Source organism: Streptomyces sp. NBC_01497, assembly GCF_036250695.1.
Taxonomy (GTDB): domain Bacteria; phylum Actinomycetota; class Actinomycetes; order Streptomycetales; family Streptomycetaceae; genus Streptomyces.
This window is the reverse complement of record NZ_CP109427.1, coordinates 8,105,367-8,121,090: the sequence shown is the minus strand read 5'-3', so window position 1 is coordinate 8,121,090 and position 15,724 is coordinate 8,105,367. Positions and strand designations below refer to the sequence as shown.

12 protein-coding genes are annotated in these 15,724 nt (G+C 72.6%); 1 reads left to right on the top strand and 11 read right to left on the bottom strand.

What is annotated here, in order from left to right:
- Positions 1-81: 81 nt before the first annotated feature.
- The 11 genes from OG310_RS34305 to OG310_RS34255 form a co-directional block, all read right to left on the bottom strand.
- Entirely contained in the window at positions 82-903 is an 822-nt protein-coding gene (locus OG310_RS34305) for a hypothetical protein (protein ID WP_329459744.1), read from the bottom strand.
- Entirely contained in the window at positions 897-2,042 is a 1,146-nt protein-coding gene (dgoD, locus tag OG310_RS34300; protein ID WP_329459743.1) for a galactonate dehydratase, read from the bottom strand. The genes OG310_RS34305 and dgoD overlap by 7 nt, the downstream gene beginning before the upstream one ends.
- Positions 2,039-2,797 (bottom strand): FadR/GntR family transcriptional regulator, encoded by a 759-nt coding sequence (locus OG310_RS34295; RefSeq protein WP_329459742.1) that lies wholly within the window; start codon positions 2,795-2,797, stop codon positions 2,039-2,041. Before OG310_RS34295 ends, dgoD begins: the two co-directional genes overlap by 4 nt.
- Before the next feature lie 130 nt (positions 2,798-2,927).
- On the bottom strand, positions 2,928-3,686 hold the full coding sequence (locus OG310_RS34290; protein WP_329459741.1) for an SDR family NAD(P)-dependent oxidoreductase: 759 nt from the start codon (positions 3,684-3,686) through the stop codon (positions 2,928-2,930).
- 139 nt (positions 3,687-3,825) lie between these two features.
- Entirely contained in the window at positions 3,826-5,922 is a 2,097-nt protein-coding gene (locus OG310_RS34285; RefSeq protein ID WP_329460514.1) for an alpha-galactosidase, read from the bottom strand.
- Positions 5,923-6,071: 149 nt separating this feature from the next.
- Positions 6,072-6,980 (bottom strand): carbohydrate ABC transporter permease, encoded by a 909-nt coding sequence (locus OG310_RS34280; RefSeq protein WP_329459740.1) that lies wholly within the window; start codon positions 6,978-6,980, stop codon positions 6,072-6,074.
- Positions 6,980-7,879 carry a carbohydrate ABC transporter permease gene (locus OG310_RS34275; protein WP_329459739.1) on the bottom strand — a complete coding sequence of 300 codons (900 nt, stop codon included), beginning with the start codon at positions 7,877-7,879 and terminating at the stop codon, positions 6,980-6,982. The genes OG310_RS34280 and OG310_RS34275 overlap by 1 nt, the downstream gene beginning before the upstream one ends.
- Position 7,880: 1 nt before the next feature.
- Positions 7,881-9,176 (bottom strand): ABC transporter substrate-binding protein, encoded by a 1,296-nt coding sequence (locus OG310_RS34270; RefSeq protein WP_329459738.1) that lies wholly within the window; start codon positions 9,174-9,176, stop codon positions 7,881-7,883.
- A 149-nt stretch (positions 9,177-9,325) separates the two neighbouring features.
- The gene (locus tag OG310_RS34265; protein ID WP_329459737.1) at positions 9,326-11,485 is read right to left on the bottom strand and encodes a glycoside hydrolase family 27 protein; all 2,160 of its coding nucleotides are present in this window, start codon (positions 11,483-11,485) and stop codon (positions 9,326-9,328) included.
- A 192-nt stretch (positions 11,486-11,677) separates the two neighbouring features.
- On the bottom strand, positions 11,678-12,691 hold the full coding sequence (locus OG310_RS34260; protein WP_329459736.1) for a 1-acyl-sn-glycerol-3-phosphate acyltransferase: 1,014 nt from the start codon (positions 12,689-12,691) through the stop codon (positions 11,678-11,680).
- Positions 12,688-13,764, bottom strand: coding sequence for a patatin-like phospholipase family protein (locus OG310_RS34255; protein WP_329459735.1), 1,077 nt, complete (start codon positions 13,762-13,764; stop codon positions 12,688-12,690). The genes OG310_RS34260 and OG310_RS34255 overlap by 4 nt, the downstream gene beginning before the upstream one ends.
- Before the next feature lie 687 nt (positions 13,765-14,451).
- Between OG310_RS34255 and OG310_RS34250 the strand changes: the two genes are divergently transcribed.
- Positions 14,452-15,456: a glycoside hydrolase family 16 protein gene (locus OG310_RS34250; RefSeq protein ID WP_329459734.1), complete on the top strand. Its 1,005-nt coding sequence runs from the start codon at positions 14,452-14,454 to the stop codon at positions 15,454-15,456.
- Positions 15,457-15,724: the final 268 nt, after the last annotated feature.

Genomic DNA, 15,724 nt, shown 5'->3' with positions numbered 1-15,724 from the left:
CCAGCGGCCCGCCGGTCGCTGGTGCGCGCGGCTGTCCGCCACTCGACTGCCGCCTCCGGGCGGCCCCGGGCCCGCCGGTTCCTAGGGACTCGCGCCGTCACCGCGCCGGAGTGCTGTGACGGTCAGTCGCCAGCGCAGTTCCCCGGTCCCTGGCACGCAGGCGGTGTCACCGTCCTCGGCTCCCTCCCGGTCGAAGACCCGGCCGAGCATCGGCTCCACGCCGACGGAACGGTACGGGGCCTCGCGCGGGAAGCCTCCCAGATTTCGCCAGAGCGCGACCGCCACAGGTGCGCCGTCCGCCTCGATCCGCAGCGTGAGACGGTCGGCGCCGTCGTGCACGGTCGCTTCCGGCGTCTCGATCACGGCACCGAGCGCGGTGCCGTCGGACGGCCCGAGCCGGTCGAGCGGGACGCCGCCCGCCAGGGGCCAGCGGCCCGCGCTCCAGGCAGGGCCCTCGTCCGGGTAGAGCCGCAGCGGGGTGCCGGGTGCGATCTCGATGTGCGCCTCCTCGGACAGGTCGAGCAGTGCGTGGGCCGCCCAGACGAAGCGGTATCCGGCCCGTGCGCTCAGCCGGTAGTCCACGACGGTCTCGGCGTCCCCCGTACCGATGCGCCGGTCGAGTCGGAAGTCGGGGCACTCGACGTACGCTCCCGGGCCGTCGGGCCGCCAGGGCCGCGACCAGGCGTCACCGTGGTCGGGCGCCCCGCGCACCGTCGGTACGCACTCCTCCAGGCCGCCCGCGTCGGCGAACGCGTCGCCGGGGCGGACGCCCGCCCTGGCCGGGTCCGTGCGGTGCCAGAGCCAGTCGCGGCCGTGCGCCACGAGCGAGGTCCAGCGTCCGCCGTGTCCGAGATCGGCGGTGATACGGGGACCCGCCGGCCCTGCCGCCGGATCGCTCACCATTCCGCGAACGACCCGTCTGCGTGCCGCCACACGGGGTTGCGCCAGGCGTGGCCCGCCCGGTCGGCGGCCCGTACGGCACTCTCGTCCACGGTGATGCCCAGGCCGGGTGTCGTGGTGCGCCGGGCGTGTCCCTCCTCGAAGCGGAAGGGTTCGGTGTCGACGAGGTACGACAGCAGGTCGGCGTCCTTGTTGTAGTGGATGCCCCGGCTCTGCTCCTGGATGAGGAAGTTGGGGGTGCAGAAGGCTATCTGGAGGCTGGCGGCAAGCGCCACGGGGCCGAGCGGGCAGTGCGGTGCGAGCTGCGCGCCGTACACGTCTGCGAGGGACGCGATGCGGTGCACCTCCGAGATGCCGCCCGCGTGCGACAGGTCCGGCTGGGCGACCGCGATGCCCGCGGCGAGCGCCGGCAGGAACTCGGCCCGTCCGTAGAGCCGTTCGCCGGTCGCGATGGGTACCGGGCTCGCGGCGACGAGCGCGGGCAGCGCGTGGCCGTGCTCGGGCAGCAGCGGTTCCTCCGCGAACAGCGGGTGCAGAGGGCCCAGTTCGGCGAGGACCCGGCGGGCGCCGGCAGGGGTGAAGCGGCCGTGGAAGTCGACCGCGACGTCCCGGTCCGGGCCGAGCGCCTCGCGGGCGGCGGCGACGCGCGCGACGACACCCGCCGTCTCGGCGGCGCTGACCATCGGGGAGGTGCGTCCCGCCGCGTTCATCTTCACCGCGGTGAAACCGGCCTCGACCTGCGCGGCCACCTCCTCGTTGATGTGGGAAGGGTCGTCGCCGCCGACCCACGCGTAGACGCGGACACGGTCGCGGACCGGGCCGCCGAGGAGGGCGTGCACAGGTGCCTCGTACGCCTTGCCCGCGATGTCCCAGAGGGCCTGGTCGAGGCCGGCCACGGCGCTGGAGAGCACCGGGCCACCCCGGTAGAAGCCGCCCTTGGTCATCACCTGCCAGTGGTCCTCGATGCGCAACGGGTCCTGGCCGATGAGGTATTCGGCGAGGACGTCGACGGCGGCCCGGACGACCTCCGCCCTGCCCTCGACGACGGGCTCGCCCCAGCCGACGAGCCCGTCGTCCGTCTCCACCCGGCAGAACAGCCAGCGCGGCGGAACGAGGAACGTCTCGATACGGACGATCTTCACCGGGTCTCGTCACCCTTCGTCGGGGGGGCGATGCGCGCCGCGGCGTCGCCGTGGACCTTGTGCAGGTCGCGCAGGGCCTGGTCGAGCAGAGCACGCATCGCGCGTTCCGCGCGGTCGCCGTCACCGTCGCGGACGGCGTCGAGGACAGCCCGGTGACTGGGCACCGGGTCCTCGCCGTGCGGTGAGGAGTGGACGATCTCGTCGCGGTGCGCCAGCCCGGACTCGATGACCATCTCCATCCGTTCGAGGAGTTCGTTGTGGGTGGCGCGCAGCAGGGCGCGGTGGAAGGAGAGGTCCGCCTCCACGGCGGCCTCGGCACGCCCGCCGGTGTCGGCGGCCATGGCGTCGATCGCGGCCTCCAGCGTTTCCAGGTCCGTGGCGTCGCGGCGGACCGCGGCGAGACGGGCGGCGGCGGGCTCGACGATGCCGCGGACCTCACCGAGGTTCTGCAGGAGCGCGAGATCGGCGCCGCTGTTCGTGCTGCCGGCGAACTGCCAGCGCAGCACGTCGGCGTCGAGGAGGTTCCAGTCGGAACGGGCGGTGACGAACGTGCCGCGCTTCTGGCGGGCGTCGACCATGCCCTTGGCGGCCAGGACCTTCAGGGATTCGCGCAGGGCGGTGAGACTGACGTCCAGCTCGTCCCGCAGCGCGGGGAGGTCGAGCACCGCTCCCTCGGGCAACTCGCCGCTGAGGACCCGCCGCGCGAGTGTCTCCACGGTCTGGCCGTGCACTCCGCGGCGCGCGTATGGCGTCATGTCGTTCTCTGCCTTTCTGCTGCTCGTTGCGGTGCCACCACGCGGGAACGGATCACCGCTCGTGTGCGTGTCACCAGGTCTCGTGCCACCAGGCTCTCGTGCCTGCCACCCGCCCCGGGGGCGGGGCGCGTCAGGCGGATGCCTTGACGACGCTCCAGCCGCCGTCGACGAGGAGGCTCGCGCCGGTGATGTATCCCGCTTCCCCGGCGGCGAGGAACGCGATCGCGGCGGCGACCTCCTCGGGGGTGCCGAAGCGGCGGGCCGCGGTCTCCGCGACGCTGCGGACGCGGTCCTCCTCGGGCACGCGGTCCCAGGCGGCGGTCAGGATGGGCCCCGGCAGGACCGCGTTGACGCGGATGTCGGGCCCGTACTCCACGGCGAGCTGCCCGCTGAGGGAGAGCAGCGCGCCCTTGGACGCGGCGTACGCCGGGTGCCCGGGGATGCCCTTGTGTGCGTGGACGGACGAGGTCAGGACCACTGCGCCGCGCTGGGCCCGCAGGTCGGGCAGGAGGGTGCGGAAGCCGAGGAAGCCGCCGGTGAGGTTCACCGAGAGCTGGCGCTGCCAGGACTCCAGCGTCATCTCCCCGGCCGGCACGACGTCGACGGTGTACGCGTTGCTGACGAGGACGCCGACCTGGCCGTAGGTGTGGGCAGCGGACGCGACCCGCTCCCACGCGTCGGGATCGGCGACGTCGGCGGCGACGAACAGGGCTCGTCCGCCGTCGGCGGTGACGGCGTCCGCGACGGCCTGCCCGCGCTCCTCGGCGACGTCGACGAGGACGACCGCCGCACCCTCCTGCGCGAGACGGTGGGCGGTGGCCGCGCCGATGCCGGAGGCCGCGCCGGTCACGACGGCGACACGGTCGGTGAAGCGTGCGGCGGGATGCATGGGACGGGTCCTCTCCTCGGGGCGCTCCGCTCCGGGCGGAGCGGTGCCTGGGTCGGTGTGACGGTGCCCCGCGGGTCCGGGGGCGCCGCTCGCGGCGGGGGGAGCCGCCGCAGGGCGAGGGGTCACCCGGCGCACGGGCTCACCACCGGTCCAGCACGACGAGATCGGCGTCGTACGTGGCCGTCCACGCCAACGGCAGCCCCGCGTGAGCGAGATGGGCCCCGCTGTAGAGGGCACCAGTCCTCGCGTCACGGTAGCGTGCCGCCGGGTCGGCCAGTCCGCGCAGGCGGAGCCTCGCGGGCCGGCCCGGTACGAGCGGCGCGCCGTCGAGCGGGCCGGTGTTCCAGGCCGCGATGACGATCCGGCCGCTGACCGGGTGGTCGTACTGGATGCCGCAGGTGGCGTCCGCCGGGCCGCCGAGCAGGCGCGCCTCACCGTGGTGGACGGTGTCGCGGACCTCCTTGTAGCGGGCGATCCACTCCGCGGCCTCCGCGAGCTGTTCGGGGCTCCAGCGCAGGATGTCGGCGCCGATGCCGAGGACGCCGGCGGCGGCGGTCACGAAACGGAACGCGAGGGAGCGCGGCCGGGGGTCGAACACGCCGGGCGCGTCGGTGACCCAGGAGCTCATGGTGTGCGGGGCGTGGGCGTGGAGGTAGCCGTACTGGACGGCGAGCCGGTCGAGCGGCGCGGTGTTGTCACTCGGCCACACGACGTCGGTACGGGCGAGGGTGTCGTGTTCGATGCGGCCGCCGCCGCCCGCGCAGCCCTCGACGGTGACGCCGGGGTGGCGGGAGCGGAGGTGGTCCAGGACGCGGAGGTAGCCCGCCACATGGGCGGCGTCGAGGTCCTGGGTCTCGGCGGGGCCGCCGTCCGGCCGGCCGCGCTCGGTGGGCGGCCGGTTCATGTCCCACTTGAGGTAGCTGATGTCGTGGGCGCCGAGAAGCCGGTCGAGTGTTCCGAGCACGAAGTCCTGCACGTCGGCGCGGCCGAGGTCGAGGAGGAGCTGGTTGCGCACGAGGGTGGCCGGCCGGCCGTCGAGGCGATAGGCCCATTCGGGGTGGCGGGCGTACAACTGCGACCTGGGGCTGACGGCCTCGGGTTCCACCCAGAGCCCGAAGTCCATGCCGAGAGCGCGCACTTCGCCGATGAAGTGGTCGAACCCGTCGGGGAAGGCGGCCGGGTCGGGCGTCCAGTCGCCGAGGCCGCCCGTGTCGTCGTCGCGGCCGGGGAACCAGCCGTCGTCGACGACGAACAGTTCGGCGCCCAGATCGGCGGCCGCGCGGGCGAGGTCCAGCTGACCGGCCGCGTGGACGTCGAACCCGGTCGCCTCCCAGGAGTTGTAGAGGACCTTGCGGGTGCGGTGCAGCCGGTCGCCCGCGAGCCGGCGTTCGTAGCGGTGCCAGACGCGGGCCAGTCCGTCGAGTCCCTGGGCGCTGAACGCGCAGGCGAGCCAGGGAGTGGTGAGGGTGGCGCCGGGGGCCAGGCGCACCGCGCCCTCGTGCGGCAGCCGCCCGGCCCGGACGCGCACGGCGCCGCCCGGTTCGGCGTCGGCGGTGATGTGCCAGTTGCCGGACCAGGCGAGGGCGACCCCGTAGGTGGGGGTGTCCCCCTCGGCGGGGGCGGCGGCCTCCTGGACGGCGAGCCACGGCGCGTAGGCGTGGCCCGGCACGCCCTGGGTGCTGGTCATCTCGAAGCGTCCGCGCCCGAGTTCGAGTTGGGTGAGCTGGAACTCGTGCGACCACTGGCCGGTGAGGTAGCTCAGACGGGCCGCGTCGGTGACCGGGACGTTGACCGCTGCGGAGTCGAAGCGTTCCAGGCGCAGTTCGCGCGCGCCCGTGTTGGTGTGTTCGGTCCTGCGCCGGATCACGTCGGTGCCGGGCACGGTCTCGTAGACGAGGGTGGTGCCCAGGCCGAGGCGTTCGTCGGTGAAGGTGAGCCGGAGGCTCTGCCCCCCGCCGGTAGCGCCGTCGTCCGCGGTGGAGCCGTCGTCCGCGGTGGCCCCGGTGAAGGTCCACCAGGTGCCGCGCTCCTCGCCCGGGTGCCCGGCGACGAGGTCCGCGCCGGTGAAGGGGCGCAGCCCGTACGGGATGTACTCGGCGGGCGCGACGTCGGCGGGGGTGATGAAGTGGGTCCGGTGGGACCAGTCGAGCGGCGAGGGGCCGTTCTCGGCGCCGGCCGGTCCCCAGGCCGCGAGTTCGGGCCAGGGACCGTCGGGCGAGAGCCGTACGACGTACACGGTGGTGTCGGTGCGCAGGGCCCACGGGCCGTGGCCGGGGTCCCCCTGCGGGGCGGTGTGCCCCGGACCGTGCGGGTGCTGGAGGTCGTGCGGGTGCTCAGGGTCGTGCGCATGCTGGGGGCCCTGCGCGTGCTGGGGGTCGTGCGGGGTCACTTGACTGCTCCGAGGTTGAGTCCTGCCACGAAGTGGCGCTGGAACCGCAGGAACACGATCACCGTGGGCGCGGCCGCGATGACCGAGCCCGCCGCGATCACGTTCCAGTCCGAGACGTACTGCCCCTGAAGTCCGATGAGGGACGCGGTGATCGGCATCTTGCTGTCGGTGCGCAGCACGGTGATCGACCACAGCAGGTCATTGAAGATCCAGGTGAACGACAGGGCGCACAAGGCGGCGAGCGCGGGCTTCGCGAGCGGCATCACGATGCGGCTGTAGATGGTCCAGGGACCCGCGCCGTCGATCACCGCCGCCTGCTGGATCTCGGGCGGGATGGACCGCATGAAGCCGTGCAGGACGAACACGTAGAAGCCGACGCCGAAGCCGACCTGGACGCCGATGACCGCGTAGAGGCTGTCGTACAGACCCAGCATCTCGGTGAGCCTGGAGACCGGGACGAGGAGGATCTGCGGGGGCAGCAGGTTGCCCGCGAGCATGACGAGCAGGAGCGTGCGGCGCAGCGGCAGGTTGTAGCGGCTGAGCGCGAACGCGGCCATGGAGGCGAGCAGCAGCGAGATCAGCACGCTCGGGACGGTGATCAGGATGCTGTTGAGCAGGGCCCTGGCCTGGCCGCCGTCGGTCCACGCCTGGCCGAAGCCGTCCAGGGTGAACGAGTGCGGCAGGGCGCCGAGGCCGTTGCCCGCGATGTCGTCGAAGGACCGGGTGGCCGTGACGAGGACGAGTGCGACGGGCAGCAGCCACAGCGCCGACAGCAGCACGGCTCCGGCGTGGAAGCCGGCCGTACCGGCCCGGCGGCGGCGTGCCACCGGGTCGCGGTGCGGCGGGCGGGCCCCGGGGGGCGCCGCCTTCTCCACGGCGGGCGCCGTGGGGTGGGTGACGGTCATCAGTCGGCCTCCCGGAAGGCGCGGACGAGATAGGAGACGATGACCCCGAAGGCCAGGATGAAGATCACGACCGCGAGGGCGGATCCGTAGCCGAGCCGCAGGGACTGGAAGGCCGTGGAGTACATGTAGGTGCTGAGCAGTTCGGAGGAGTGGTACGGGCCGCCCCGGGTCAGCGCCCACACCACGTCGAACGAGCGCAGCGAGTCGATGATGACGACGGAGACGACGACGGCGTTGACACTGCTGAGCTGCGGCAGGGTGATGTGCCGGAACAGCTGCCGGCGGTTGGCTCCGTCGACCTTCGCCGCCTCGTACAGCGCGGGGTCGATGCCCTTGAGGCCGGCGAGGTAGAGCACCATCACGTAGCCGATCTCGCGCCACAGGGCGGGCACGATCACGGCGTACAGCGCGGTGGACTGGTCGGCGAGCCAGGGGTGTTCCCAGCTGCCGAGGCCGAGTCCGCCGAGTGTCTTGTCGATGAGGCCGTCCGGCTGGTACATCGCCTGCCACACCAGGGCGGTGGCCACCAGGGAGAAGACGACGGGCAGGAACAGTGCCGCCCGGTAGAACCCGACGCCCCGGCGCTCCTGCTGGAGGAACATGGCGGCGCCGAGCCCGAGGACGATGGACAGTCCCCCGAAGAGGACCAGCCACAGTACGGTGTCGAGGAGCGCCGTGCGAAAGACACTGTCGCCGAACATCTCGCGGAAGTTCGCGAGGCCGACGAACTTCGCGGGGGCGACGCCGTTCCAGTCGGTGAGGGAGAGGTAGAAGCCCTGGATGGCGGGCCAGAACACCCAGAACGCCTCGGCGAGCAGCGGGACGAGGACGAACGCCAGCACCACGGGCGGGACCCGGGTGGCCCCCCTGCGGCGGCCCGGCGCGGTCAGGAGCGCCATGTCACTGGCTCCAGATCTTCTGCGCGTCGCGCTGCCACGTGGTGAGGATGCTGCTGATCTCCTTCGGCTTGGACAGGTAGTGGGTGAGCGCGGTGTCCGCGGACGGCTGGAGCGCGTCGCTGGAGTCGCGGTTGAAGAACTGGGTGACGTCGGAGGCGTTCTCGATGAGCGCCCGGCCCTTCTTCACCAGGGGCGTACCGCTGTCCTTGGCCTTCGGGTTGACGGGTATCGCGGTGCCCGAGGAACCCTTGAGGTAGGTCTCCTGGGCCTCGACGGTCGCCATGTACCGCATGAGTTCCTTGACGTCGTCCGGGTGGTGGGTGCGGGCGCTGGCGAAGTACCCGTCCGTGGGGCCCTCCTCGGCGGCGGGCACCTTCGGGTCGATGATCGGGAAGCGGAAGAAGTCGATGTCGTCGAGGGCGTCCTTGGGGGCGGCGTCGGCGAAGAACGTGCCGATCAGCATCATGCCCGTGCGGCCCTGGAGGAGGGCGGTGGTGGCGTCCTGGAAGGCCAGGGCGGTGCCGTTGGGGTCGAAGTAGGGCAGGGCCTCGCTCCACCGGTCGAAGACCTTGTGGACCTCGGGGTCGTCGAAGCGGTGCTTGCCCGCGAGCAGGTCGCGGTGGTACTGGGCCCCGTTGATACGGATGTTGAGGTAGTCGAACCAGGAGGACGCCACCCAGGTGGTGCCGTTGCCGGCGCCGAGGCCGATGGGGGCGACCTTCTTGGCCTTGAGCTTGTCGCACAGGTCGATGAACTCGTCCCAGGTCTTGGGCTCCTTCACGCCCCACTTGGCGAAGTTCGACTTCCGGTAGAAGACGCCCCACCAGTAGTAGGAGGCGGGCACGAAGACCTTCTTGCCCTCCGAGTCGGTGCAGAGCTTCTTCTGGGCGTCGGAGTAGGTGGCGAGGTCGCCGCTGGTCCACAGGTCGCTGACGTCGAGCAGCAGCTTCTGCTTGGCGTACGAGTCGGCGACGGAGCCGGGGTACCAGGTCAGCACGTCCGGCGGGTTCGCGGAGGTGAGGTACGTCGGCAGCTGGGTGCGGAAGGTCTCGGACGCGACGGTGTTGAGGGACGCCTTCGCGCCGCCCTTCTTGTCGAAGGCGTCGACGAGCTTCTGCATCGCCGCCTTGGCCTGCGGGGAGGACAGGTTCGACTGGAGGGTCACCGGGCCGCCGCCGGATGCGCTGCTGCCTCCGGAGGAGCTGGTGGAGGTGACGCATCCGCTCATCAGGGCGGCGGCTCCGGCCGCTCCGGCTCCCGCGAGGAACGTGCGACGGCTGGGTGGTGTGGCGATCATGGGTGAACTCCTTTGGTACCCACGGACGGGGGCCCGCACCACCCGTGGCGGGCGGGCCCCTTCGTTCGGCTGGATCAGACTGTCGGGACAGAGCGTCACCGTCAAGATTAATTACTAATTTATTTCTTGAAGGTGATGAGAAAATCAGGTCAGAGCGTCGCTTCGCGGACGCGTCCGGCCACGGAACGGTAGGCGGCGACCACCTGACCGCCGGGTTCGGCGGCCGTGCCGAGCGCGCCGTCGAAAGCGCCGCTGGCCCAGGCGGTGTCCTTGGACCAGCCGCCCCAACCGTCGCCGCCGCTCGCGGAGTACGTGCGCTGCCAGAGCGTGTAGTCACTGGCCCGCGCGTAGAGGCGCACGGTGTCCCCGGTGGCCACCAGCGCCGGACTGCCGCTCACCGTACCGCCGAGCGAGGTCCAGTCGGACCAGGTGCCGGAGGCGTCGCGCACCCGCTCCCAGACGGCGTCGTCGTTCGTGCGGACGGCCACGTGCAGCCGCCCCGCCGCGTCGAGCGCCGCCGCGGGACGGCCCGTCACGGTGAGCCCGGCGGGCGCGCCCGCGGAACCCGTACCGGACCGGTCGATCGAGAGCACTCCGCCGTCACGGTCCGTGGCGAACAGTGTCCAGTCATCAGGACCGGCGAACGCCACGGCCGGGGCGCTCACGAGAGCGCCGCCGAGCCGCTGCCAACGGCCCCAGTGGCGGCCGTCGTACGTCCTGCGGTACGCGGCGTCGTCGGTGCCGCGCACGAAGACGTCGATCCGGCCACCGGACGAACCGTAGGCGGCGGGCGCACCGCTGATCCGGCCGCCGGTGGGGCCGCCGAGGTCCGTCACACGCGAGGACGGCGCGCCGCCGGTGCCGCTCTGCTCACGCAGCGAGCCGTCGGCCCCCCGGGTGAACACCGTCGTCCGCGTGCCGTCCGCGACGAGCGCGGGGTCGTCCGTCGAGGTGGTGCCGAGCGCCGTACCGGGGGCCGCGTCCGTGCCGGACAGCTTGAGGAACGCGGTGCCGTGGGCGGGGACGGTCACGGTGTACGAGCCGGTGTGCGTACCCCGGTCGGCGCGGGCCCGCAGGTCCCGCACGGCGACCCGGCCGCCGAGCCCCGTGTCGGCGAAGCTCACGCTCCGCTGGACGGCCTGGTCGGACCGGTTGAGCAGGACGACGGCGCGCTTGCCGCTCCCGCTGAGCACCTTGCTGTACACGTCGCCGCTCGCGTCGGTGGCGACCCGTACGCCCTGGATGTCCAGCGGGTCCTGGTCGACGGCGAGGATCTCCGGGTTCGTCAGCGTGCCGATCATCGACTTCGGCAGGGTGCGCGGGTCCGAGCCGATGACCAGCGGGGAGGCCATCTCGGCCCACATCACCAGCTGGCTGGTGGACTCCTCCTGCGTCAGCTCGTACGACCCGTCCGCCAGCTTCCGCATGGGGATGAGGTAGTCGGGGTCGCTGTAGTGGCCCGGGCTCTGGGCCTCCGGGTGCTGGGCGTTGGCATCCATGCTGCGCAGGATGTTCGGCCACTCCCCCGCCGTCGGCGTCCCCCACGCGATGTCGGTGCCGGTGCGCCAGGAGGTCGCGATGCTCGGCCCGTACGCGTAGGAGTTGTGAGCGTCCTCGGCGGGGGTGTGCGGGACGCCCCAGTCATCGGTGAGCGGGTTGCACAGGTTGAGCAGGATCGGGCGGCCCGTGGCGGCGATCGCCGCGCTGAACTCGCCGAAGGCGGTGGCCGGGTCGAGCTTCTCCGAGATGCCGCACAGGAAGTCGACCTTGACGGCGTCGACCTTCCAGTCGGCGAACTGCTGGGCGTCCTGCTGGTAGTGGCCGCGGCTGCCGAGACCGCAGCTCTTGCCGCCGTCGTAGTCGCCCGCGTCGGTGTAGATGCCGACGCGCAGACCGAGCCGGTGCAGCCGGCTGACCAGGGCGGGGATGCCGGAGGGGAAGCGTTCGGGGTTCGCGACGAGGTGGCCCGCACTGTCGCGGGGGTTGTCGGCCTGCCAGCCCCCGTCCAGCCAGACGATGTCGTAACCGGCCTTGGCGAGGCCGCTCTTGACCAGGTTGTCGGCGACGCCCATGACCTGGTCCTCGGTGGGGGCACCGAGCCCGTAGTACGTGTTCCAGCCCATGTACGGGGTGGCCGCGGCGGATCGCGGGCCGGCGGCGGCCGGCGGTGCGCTCGCGGCACGCGGTGCGGCAGCGGCCGGGTGGGTCGCGGCCTGCGCGGCGGGCACGGTCACCGCGACGAGTGCCGCGGCACCGAGCACGGCGGCCAGCCGACGGGCGTGCGACGTCCCTGCACGGGGTGAAGTCATTGAGGCCTTCTCGGAGTTGAGGCGGGGTGGGGTGTGGGGTCCAACCAGGGCACCCGCCGCACGGAAGGCGAGCGGGCCAGCACGAAGACTGTGGCCACGCTTGCGCGGTGTCAATATTTATTACTAATTTAATGAGAGTTGCTGAGGCACGGGCCGAGGCGAAGGAGCCGCGTGAACGAAACGAGTACCTGCTCAGGCCGCCTTGGCATGGGACGCTATCCACGCGTCCATCCGGGCCCAGTGCGCGAACAGCCAGTCGCTGCGCGCCTCGTCACCCGCCGGTATCCGCCCGGCGGGAACCTGCCACCAGTGGGCTTCGACACTCTCGCGCAGCGGCAGCTCGGCCCACCCCGTCCGCGCGGAGGTGATCCGGTCGAGACCGGTGTGGGCCACGAAGACCACGTCGGCCGTGGGCGCGGCCTCCAGCACCGCCAGCACACCGGCCGTGTGCGGCGCGAGGACATGCGGCATCGCCTCGGCGCGGACCGCCTGCCGCTCACGGCCGAGACCGCGCAGCGCGCCGATCGCCCGACGGTGGCGCCGCGCCGTGAAGTTGCCGCCCTCGGGGAACAGCACGAGCGCGTCGCCCGGGCCCAGCCGGGCGGCGAGCGCCGCCATGCCGCGCTCGGTGGCCACGCCACGGGGCGCCGGCACGAAGCAGTGCGGTACCCGGCTGAGGAGGATGTCGAGGCAGGGGTCCAGGCGGAGCAGGCGCTTGAGGACGATGTGCGGCCTCAGCCCGGCGCCGGCCAGCAGGCTGTGCACGAGAAGGAACGAGTCGCCGGGACCGGCGTGCCGCGCGAGCACCAGCAACGGCCCTCGCCCCGGGGCCGGTCGGGCGGGTACGAGGGGCGGTGTGATGTGCAGGTCCAGCCCGAACGTCCGCACGGCCGCGCGGTACAGCACACCCAGCACACTGGCCAGTTCGGTGTACGCCGCGGTGTCGCCGCCGCCGCCCGGGCCGCCCCGGCGCGCCGAGGCGCGTACCGGATGGCGCAGCCAGTGTGCCGTGGCCGCCACCACACCCGAGACGTCGACCACCAGGTACAGCAGAGCGAACGCGGCGATCCTGGGGGCGCGCCAGCGACCGTGCCGGGCCAGTGACACCGGTCCCGTGCACAGGGTCACGCAGATCAGGAGCGCCGTGGCGAGAGGGATCAGGGCGGTCAGCAACACGGTCGCGACCAGCCGCCGGACCGTCTTCACCCGCGCCGTCCGCGCGCGGGGCCGAAGGGACGCGCGGTGCCTCGTGGTTGCGCTTTGCCGGACGAGCGCGCGGGGCCGGGTGCCTGCACGGGGCCCGACGGGCGCGCGGAGCCGGGGGCTTGCGTGGTGTCCGCCCCGTCGGCGTCCCTCGGCCGTGGCTCGTGCACCGGGGGCGCGGAGTCCGGCGCGGCCGGCGCGCCGGCCGAGTCGGCCACGCCCTCCAGGTAGCGCGACGACGCCTCGTACGCCTGCTCGATGCGTTCCGCGGTGCGCGCGAAGTCCCGGTGCCGCAACTGGTTCACCGGCGTCCACTCACGCGCGGACGCACCACTGGGCAGGACGTGGACGGTGACATCGTCGGGCAGGTCCGCCATGTCCCGGGCGAACCGGTGCCTGCGGGCGATCTCGAACGACACCATCGCCACCTGCCAGGGGTAGCGCGGCGGCCGCAGCGGCGCCTCGATCCGTCCGACCTGGAGGACGTACACGGTCCTGGCGCCGAGTGCGACGGCCCGGCCCACGGGGATGCTGTTGACCAGCCCGCCGTCGATGTAGTGCCGCTCGCCGATCTCGGCGGGCGGCAGCAGGCCCGGTACGGAGCACGACGCGACGACGGCGTCCGCGAGCGGCCCCTCGGCGAACCAGTGCTCGGCCGCCCCCTCGATTCCGGCCGCCACACACTGGAACGGCAGCCGCAGGTCCTCGATCCGCTCCACGGGCAGGTGTTCCGCGAGCAGTCTGCGCAGCGGTTCCGCCGAGTAGAGATGGGTTCCGCCGCTGCGCACCACGGTGGCGAACCGGTTCGCCAACGACCCCGAGAAGACGCCCGCATGGCCGAGTCCGGTCCACAGGTCGGTGAGCCGCTCCACGGCGCCCTGCGTCGGATCAGCGGCGACAGCGGCGCCGTTGATGGCACCGACGGAGGTGCCCACCACAAGATCGGGGGTGATCCCCGCCGTGAACAGGGCCTGGAGCATGCCCACTTCGTGCGCGCCGAGCGCTCCACCGCCGCCGAGCACGAACGCGCAGTCGTGGCCGTCCCGCCGGGCCCGGCGATCCTCTCCGTCTCTCATGACCTCTCTGCTGCCCCGCTCCCCGGCGCGCACTCCCGGACCGCGCGCGCCGTGCCCGGCGGCGCACACGGGGTCATCAACCCGTTGTCCGGGAGCGCCACTTCCTCGCGCGGCCACCGCCGCTCGCCCCCTCTCCCGCCGGATACGGGTGGCTGAATGGCCTGTGCCGGATCGCGCGCATGCGCGTAGGGCTGCTTCGACGTGCCGCGAGCCCGGCCCTCTTCGCTCTTGCACGGGGTGGACTGCTCCTCGCGGCATGGGCGGATCATCACGGTATGTCGTGCCTGGGCATGAGCTGCGGCGGGCTGCCGCGCGATCGCCTCGGAGCTGACCGCCCGACGCGCTCCCCCGCGCGCGGCGCAGGCCGCTGGTTTCGGACCGGCCCTCGCGACCGCCCCGGCGGAGGCCGGAGCGCGGCGGGCGGCGCCCGTAGGTATCCGGGACGCCCGTACGACCGGAACCAGCCGCCCGTCCGGCACGTTCCCCGGGCCGATATGGATCAGCGTCTTGACCGCACATCAGCGCAGGAGTAGACAACTCCCTGACTGAGAGAGCGCTCTCAGTAGGAGTCCCCGCCCTGAACGGTCCCCCACCCTGTCAGGAGAGGTCATGGTTCCTCATTCTCCGGCGGACACACCGTGCAGGGCAGACCCCCACATCGGGCTCACACGGAACAGGAGTACAACCATGGCCCCTGGAGACATACCCAGGCCATCAGCACGAAGCGGAACCCGGCGGTCCAGGATCCGTCGCGGATTCGTCGGACTGTCCGTCGGCGCCCTGACCCTGGCCGGGCTCACGGCCACGGCGCAGCACGGCGCGGTGGCCGCTCCCGCCGACGCGCGCGCCGCAGCGGTGGCACCGTCCGACGTACCGGGTCCGCCCGCCGGCTTCACCACGACCTGGAGCGACGACTTCAACGGCGGTGCCGGCAGCGGTCTCGACGGCGGCAGCTGGAAGTACGACACCGGTCCCGGCAGCAACTTCGGCACCGGTGAGATCGAAACCATGACCAACTCCACGGACAACGTCTACCAGGACGGCAGCGGCCATCTCGTCCTCAAGGCGCTGCACTCCGGCAGTGACCCAGGCTCCGGCTGGACCTCGGGCCGGGTGGAGACGCAGAACGACTCGTTCGGGGCGCCCGCCGGCGGAGTCGTCATGATGCAGTCGTCCATCCAGCAGCCGGACGTGTCGACGGCGAACGGTGCGGGCTACTGGCCCGCGTTCTGGATGCTGGGGCAGCCGCTGCGCACCGGAACGACCTGGCCCACCTCCGGCGAGGTCGACATCCTGGAGGACATCAACGGGCGCAGCTCGGTCTTCGGCACACTGCACTGCGGGGTGAGCCCGGGCGGTCCGTGCAACGAGTCCACCGGAATCGGCAGCGGCGAGCACGCGTGCCCGGGCTGCCAGTCCGGCTACCACACGTACGCCGTGCAGATCGACCGGTCGACCTCGCCCGAGCAGATCCGCTGGTACCTCGACGGCCAGAACTACTTCACCATCAACTCGACGCAGGTCGACGCGGACACCTGGTCGAAGGCCGTCGACCACCCGTTCTTCATCATCTACGACCTGGCGATGGGAGGCGGCTTCCCCGGAGCGTTCGGCGGCGGGCCCAACGCGGCCACCGTGTCCGGCGGCCAGATGAACGTCGACTACGTGGCGGTCTACAACAAGGCCCCCTGAGACACCACCTGGTGGCGGCGCCACGCCACAGCGGTCCCAGGTCCCGTCCGGCGGCACTGCCGGGCGGGACCCGTCCGCGTCCCGCGACGTCCGCTCCCCCGACGTCCGCCCACCCGACGTTCCGGCATCGGGCGTCCCGTCCCGCCCCACCGGCCATCCGGGGGAGGCCACGCGACACGCCGCCGTACGGCCGGAGCCCCACTCATCGCCGAGCGGTCGGGGCCGACACGCGTCATCACGCGAAAAGGACGCCGGTTGGTCGAACGTC

What these genes read in the sequence shown, in the direction of transcription:
- OG310_RS34270 (WP_329459738.1), bottom strand. Translation starts at nt 9,176, where the DNA reads ATGATCGCCACACCACCCAGCCGTCGCACGTTCCTCGCGGGAGCCGGA.
- OG310_RS34295 (WP_329459742.1), bottom strand. Translation starts at nt 2,797, where the DNA reads ATGACGCCATACGCGCGCCGCGGAGTGCACGGCCAGACCGTGGAGACA.
- OG310_RS34255 (WP_329459735.1), bottom strand. Translation starts at nt 13,764, where the DNA reads ATGAGAGACGGAGAGGATCGCCGGGCCCGGCGGGACGGCCACGACTGC.
- OG310_RS34265 (WP_329459737.1), bottom strand. Translation starts at nt 11,485, where the DNA reads ATGACTTCACCCCGTGCAGGGACGTCGCACGCCCGTCGGCTGGCCGCC.
- OG310_RS34290 (WP_329459741.1), bottom strand. Translation starts at nt 3,686, where the DNA reads ATGCATCCCGCCGCACGCTTCACCGACCGTGTCGCCGTCGTGACCGGC.
- OG310_RS34275 (WP_329459739.1), bottom strand. Translation starts at nt 7,879, where the DNA reads ATGGCGCTCCTGACCGCGCCGGGCCGCCGCAGGGGGGCCACCCGGGTC.
- OG310_RS34250 (WP_329459734.1), top strand. Translation starts at nt 14,452, where the DNA reads ATGGCCCCTGGAGACATACCCAGGCCATCAGCACGAAGCGGAACCCGG.
- OG310_RS34280 (WP_329459740.1), bottom strand. Translation starts at nt 6,980, where the DNA reads ATGACCGTCACCCACCCCACGGCGCCCGCCGTGGAGAAGGCGGCGCCC.
- OG310_RS34305 (WP_329459744.1), bottom strand. Translation starts at nt 903, where the DNA reads ATGGTGAGCGATCCGGCGGCAGGGCCGGCGGGTCCCCGTATCACCGCC.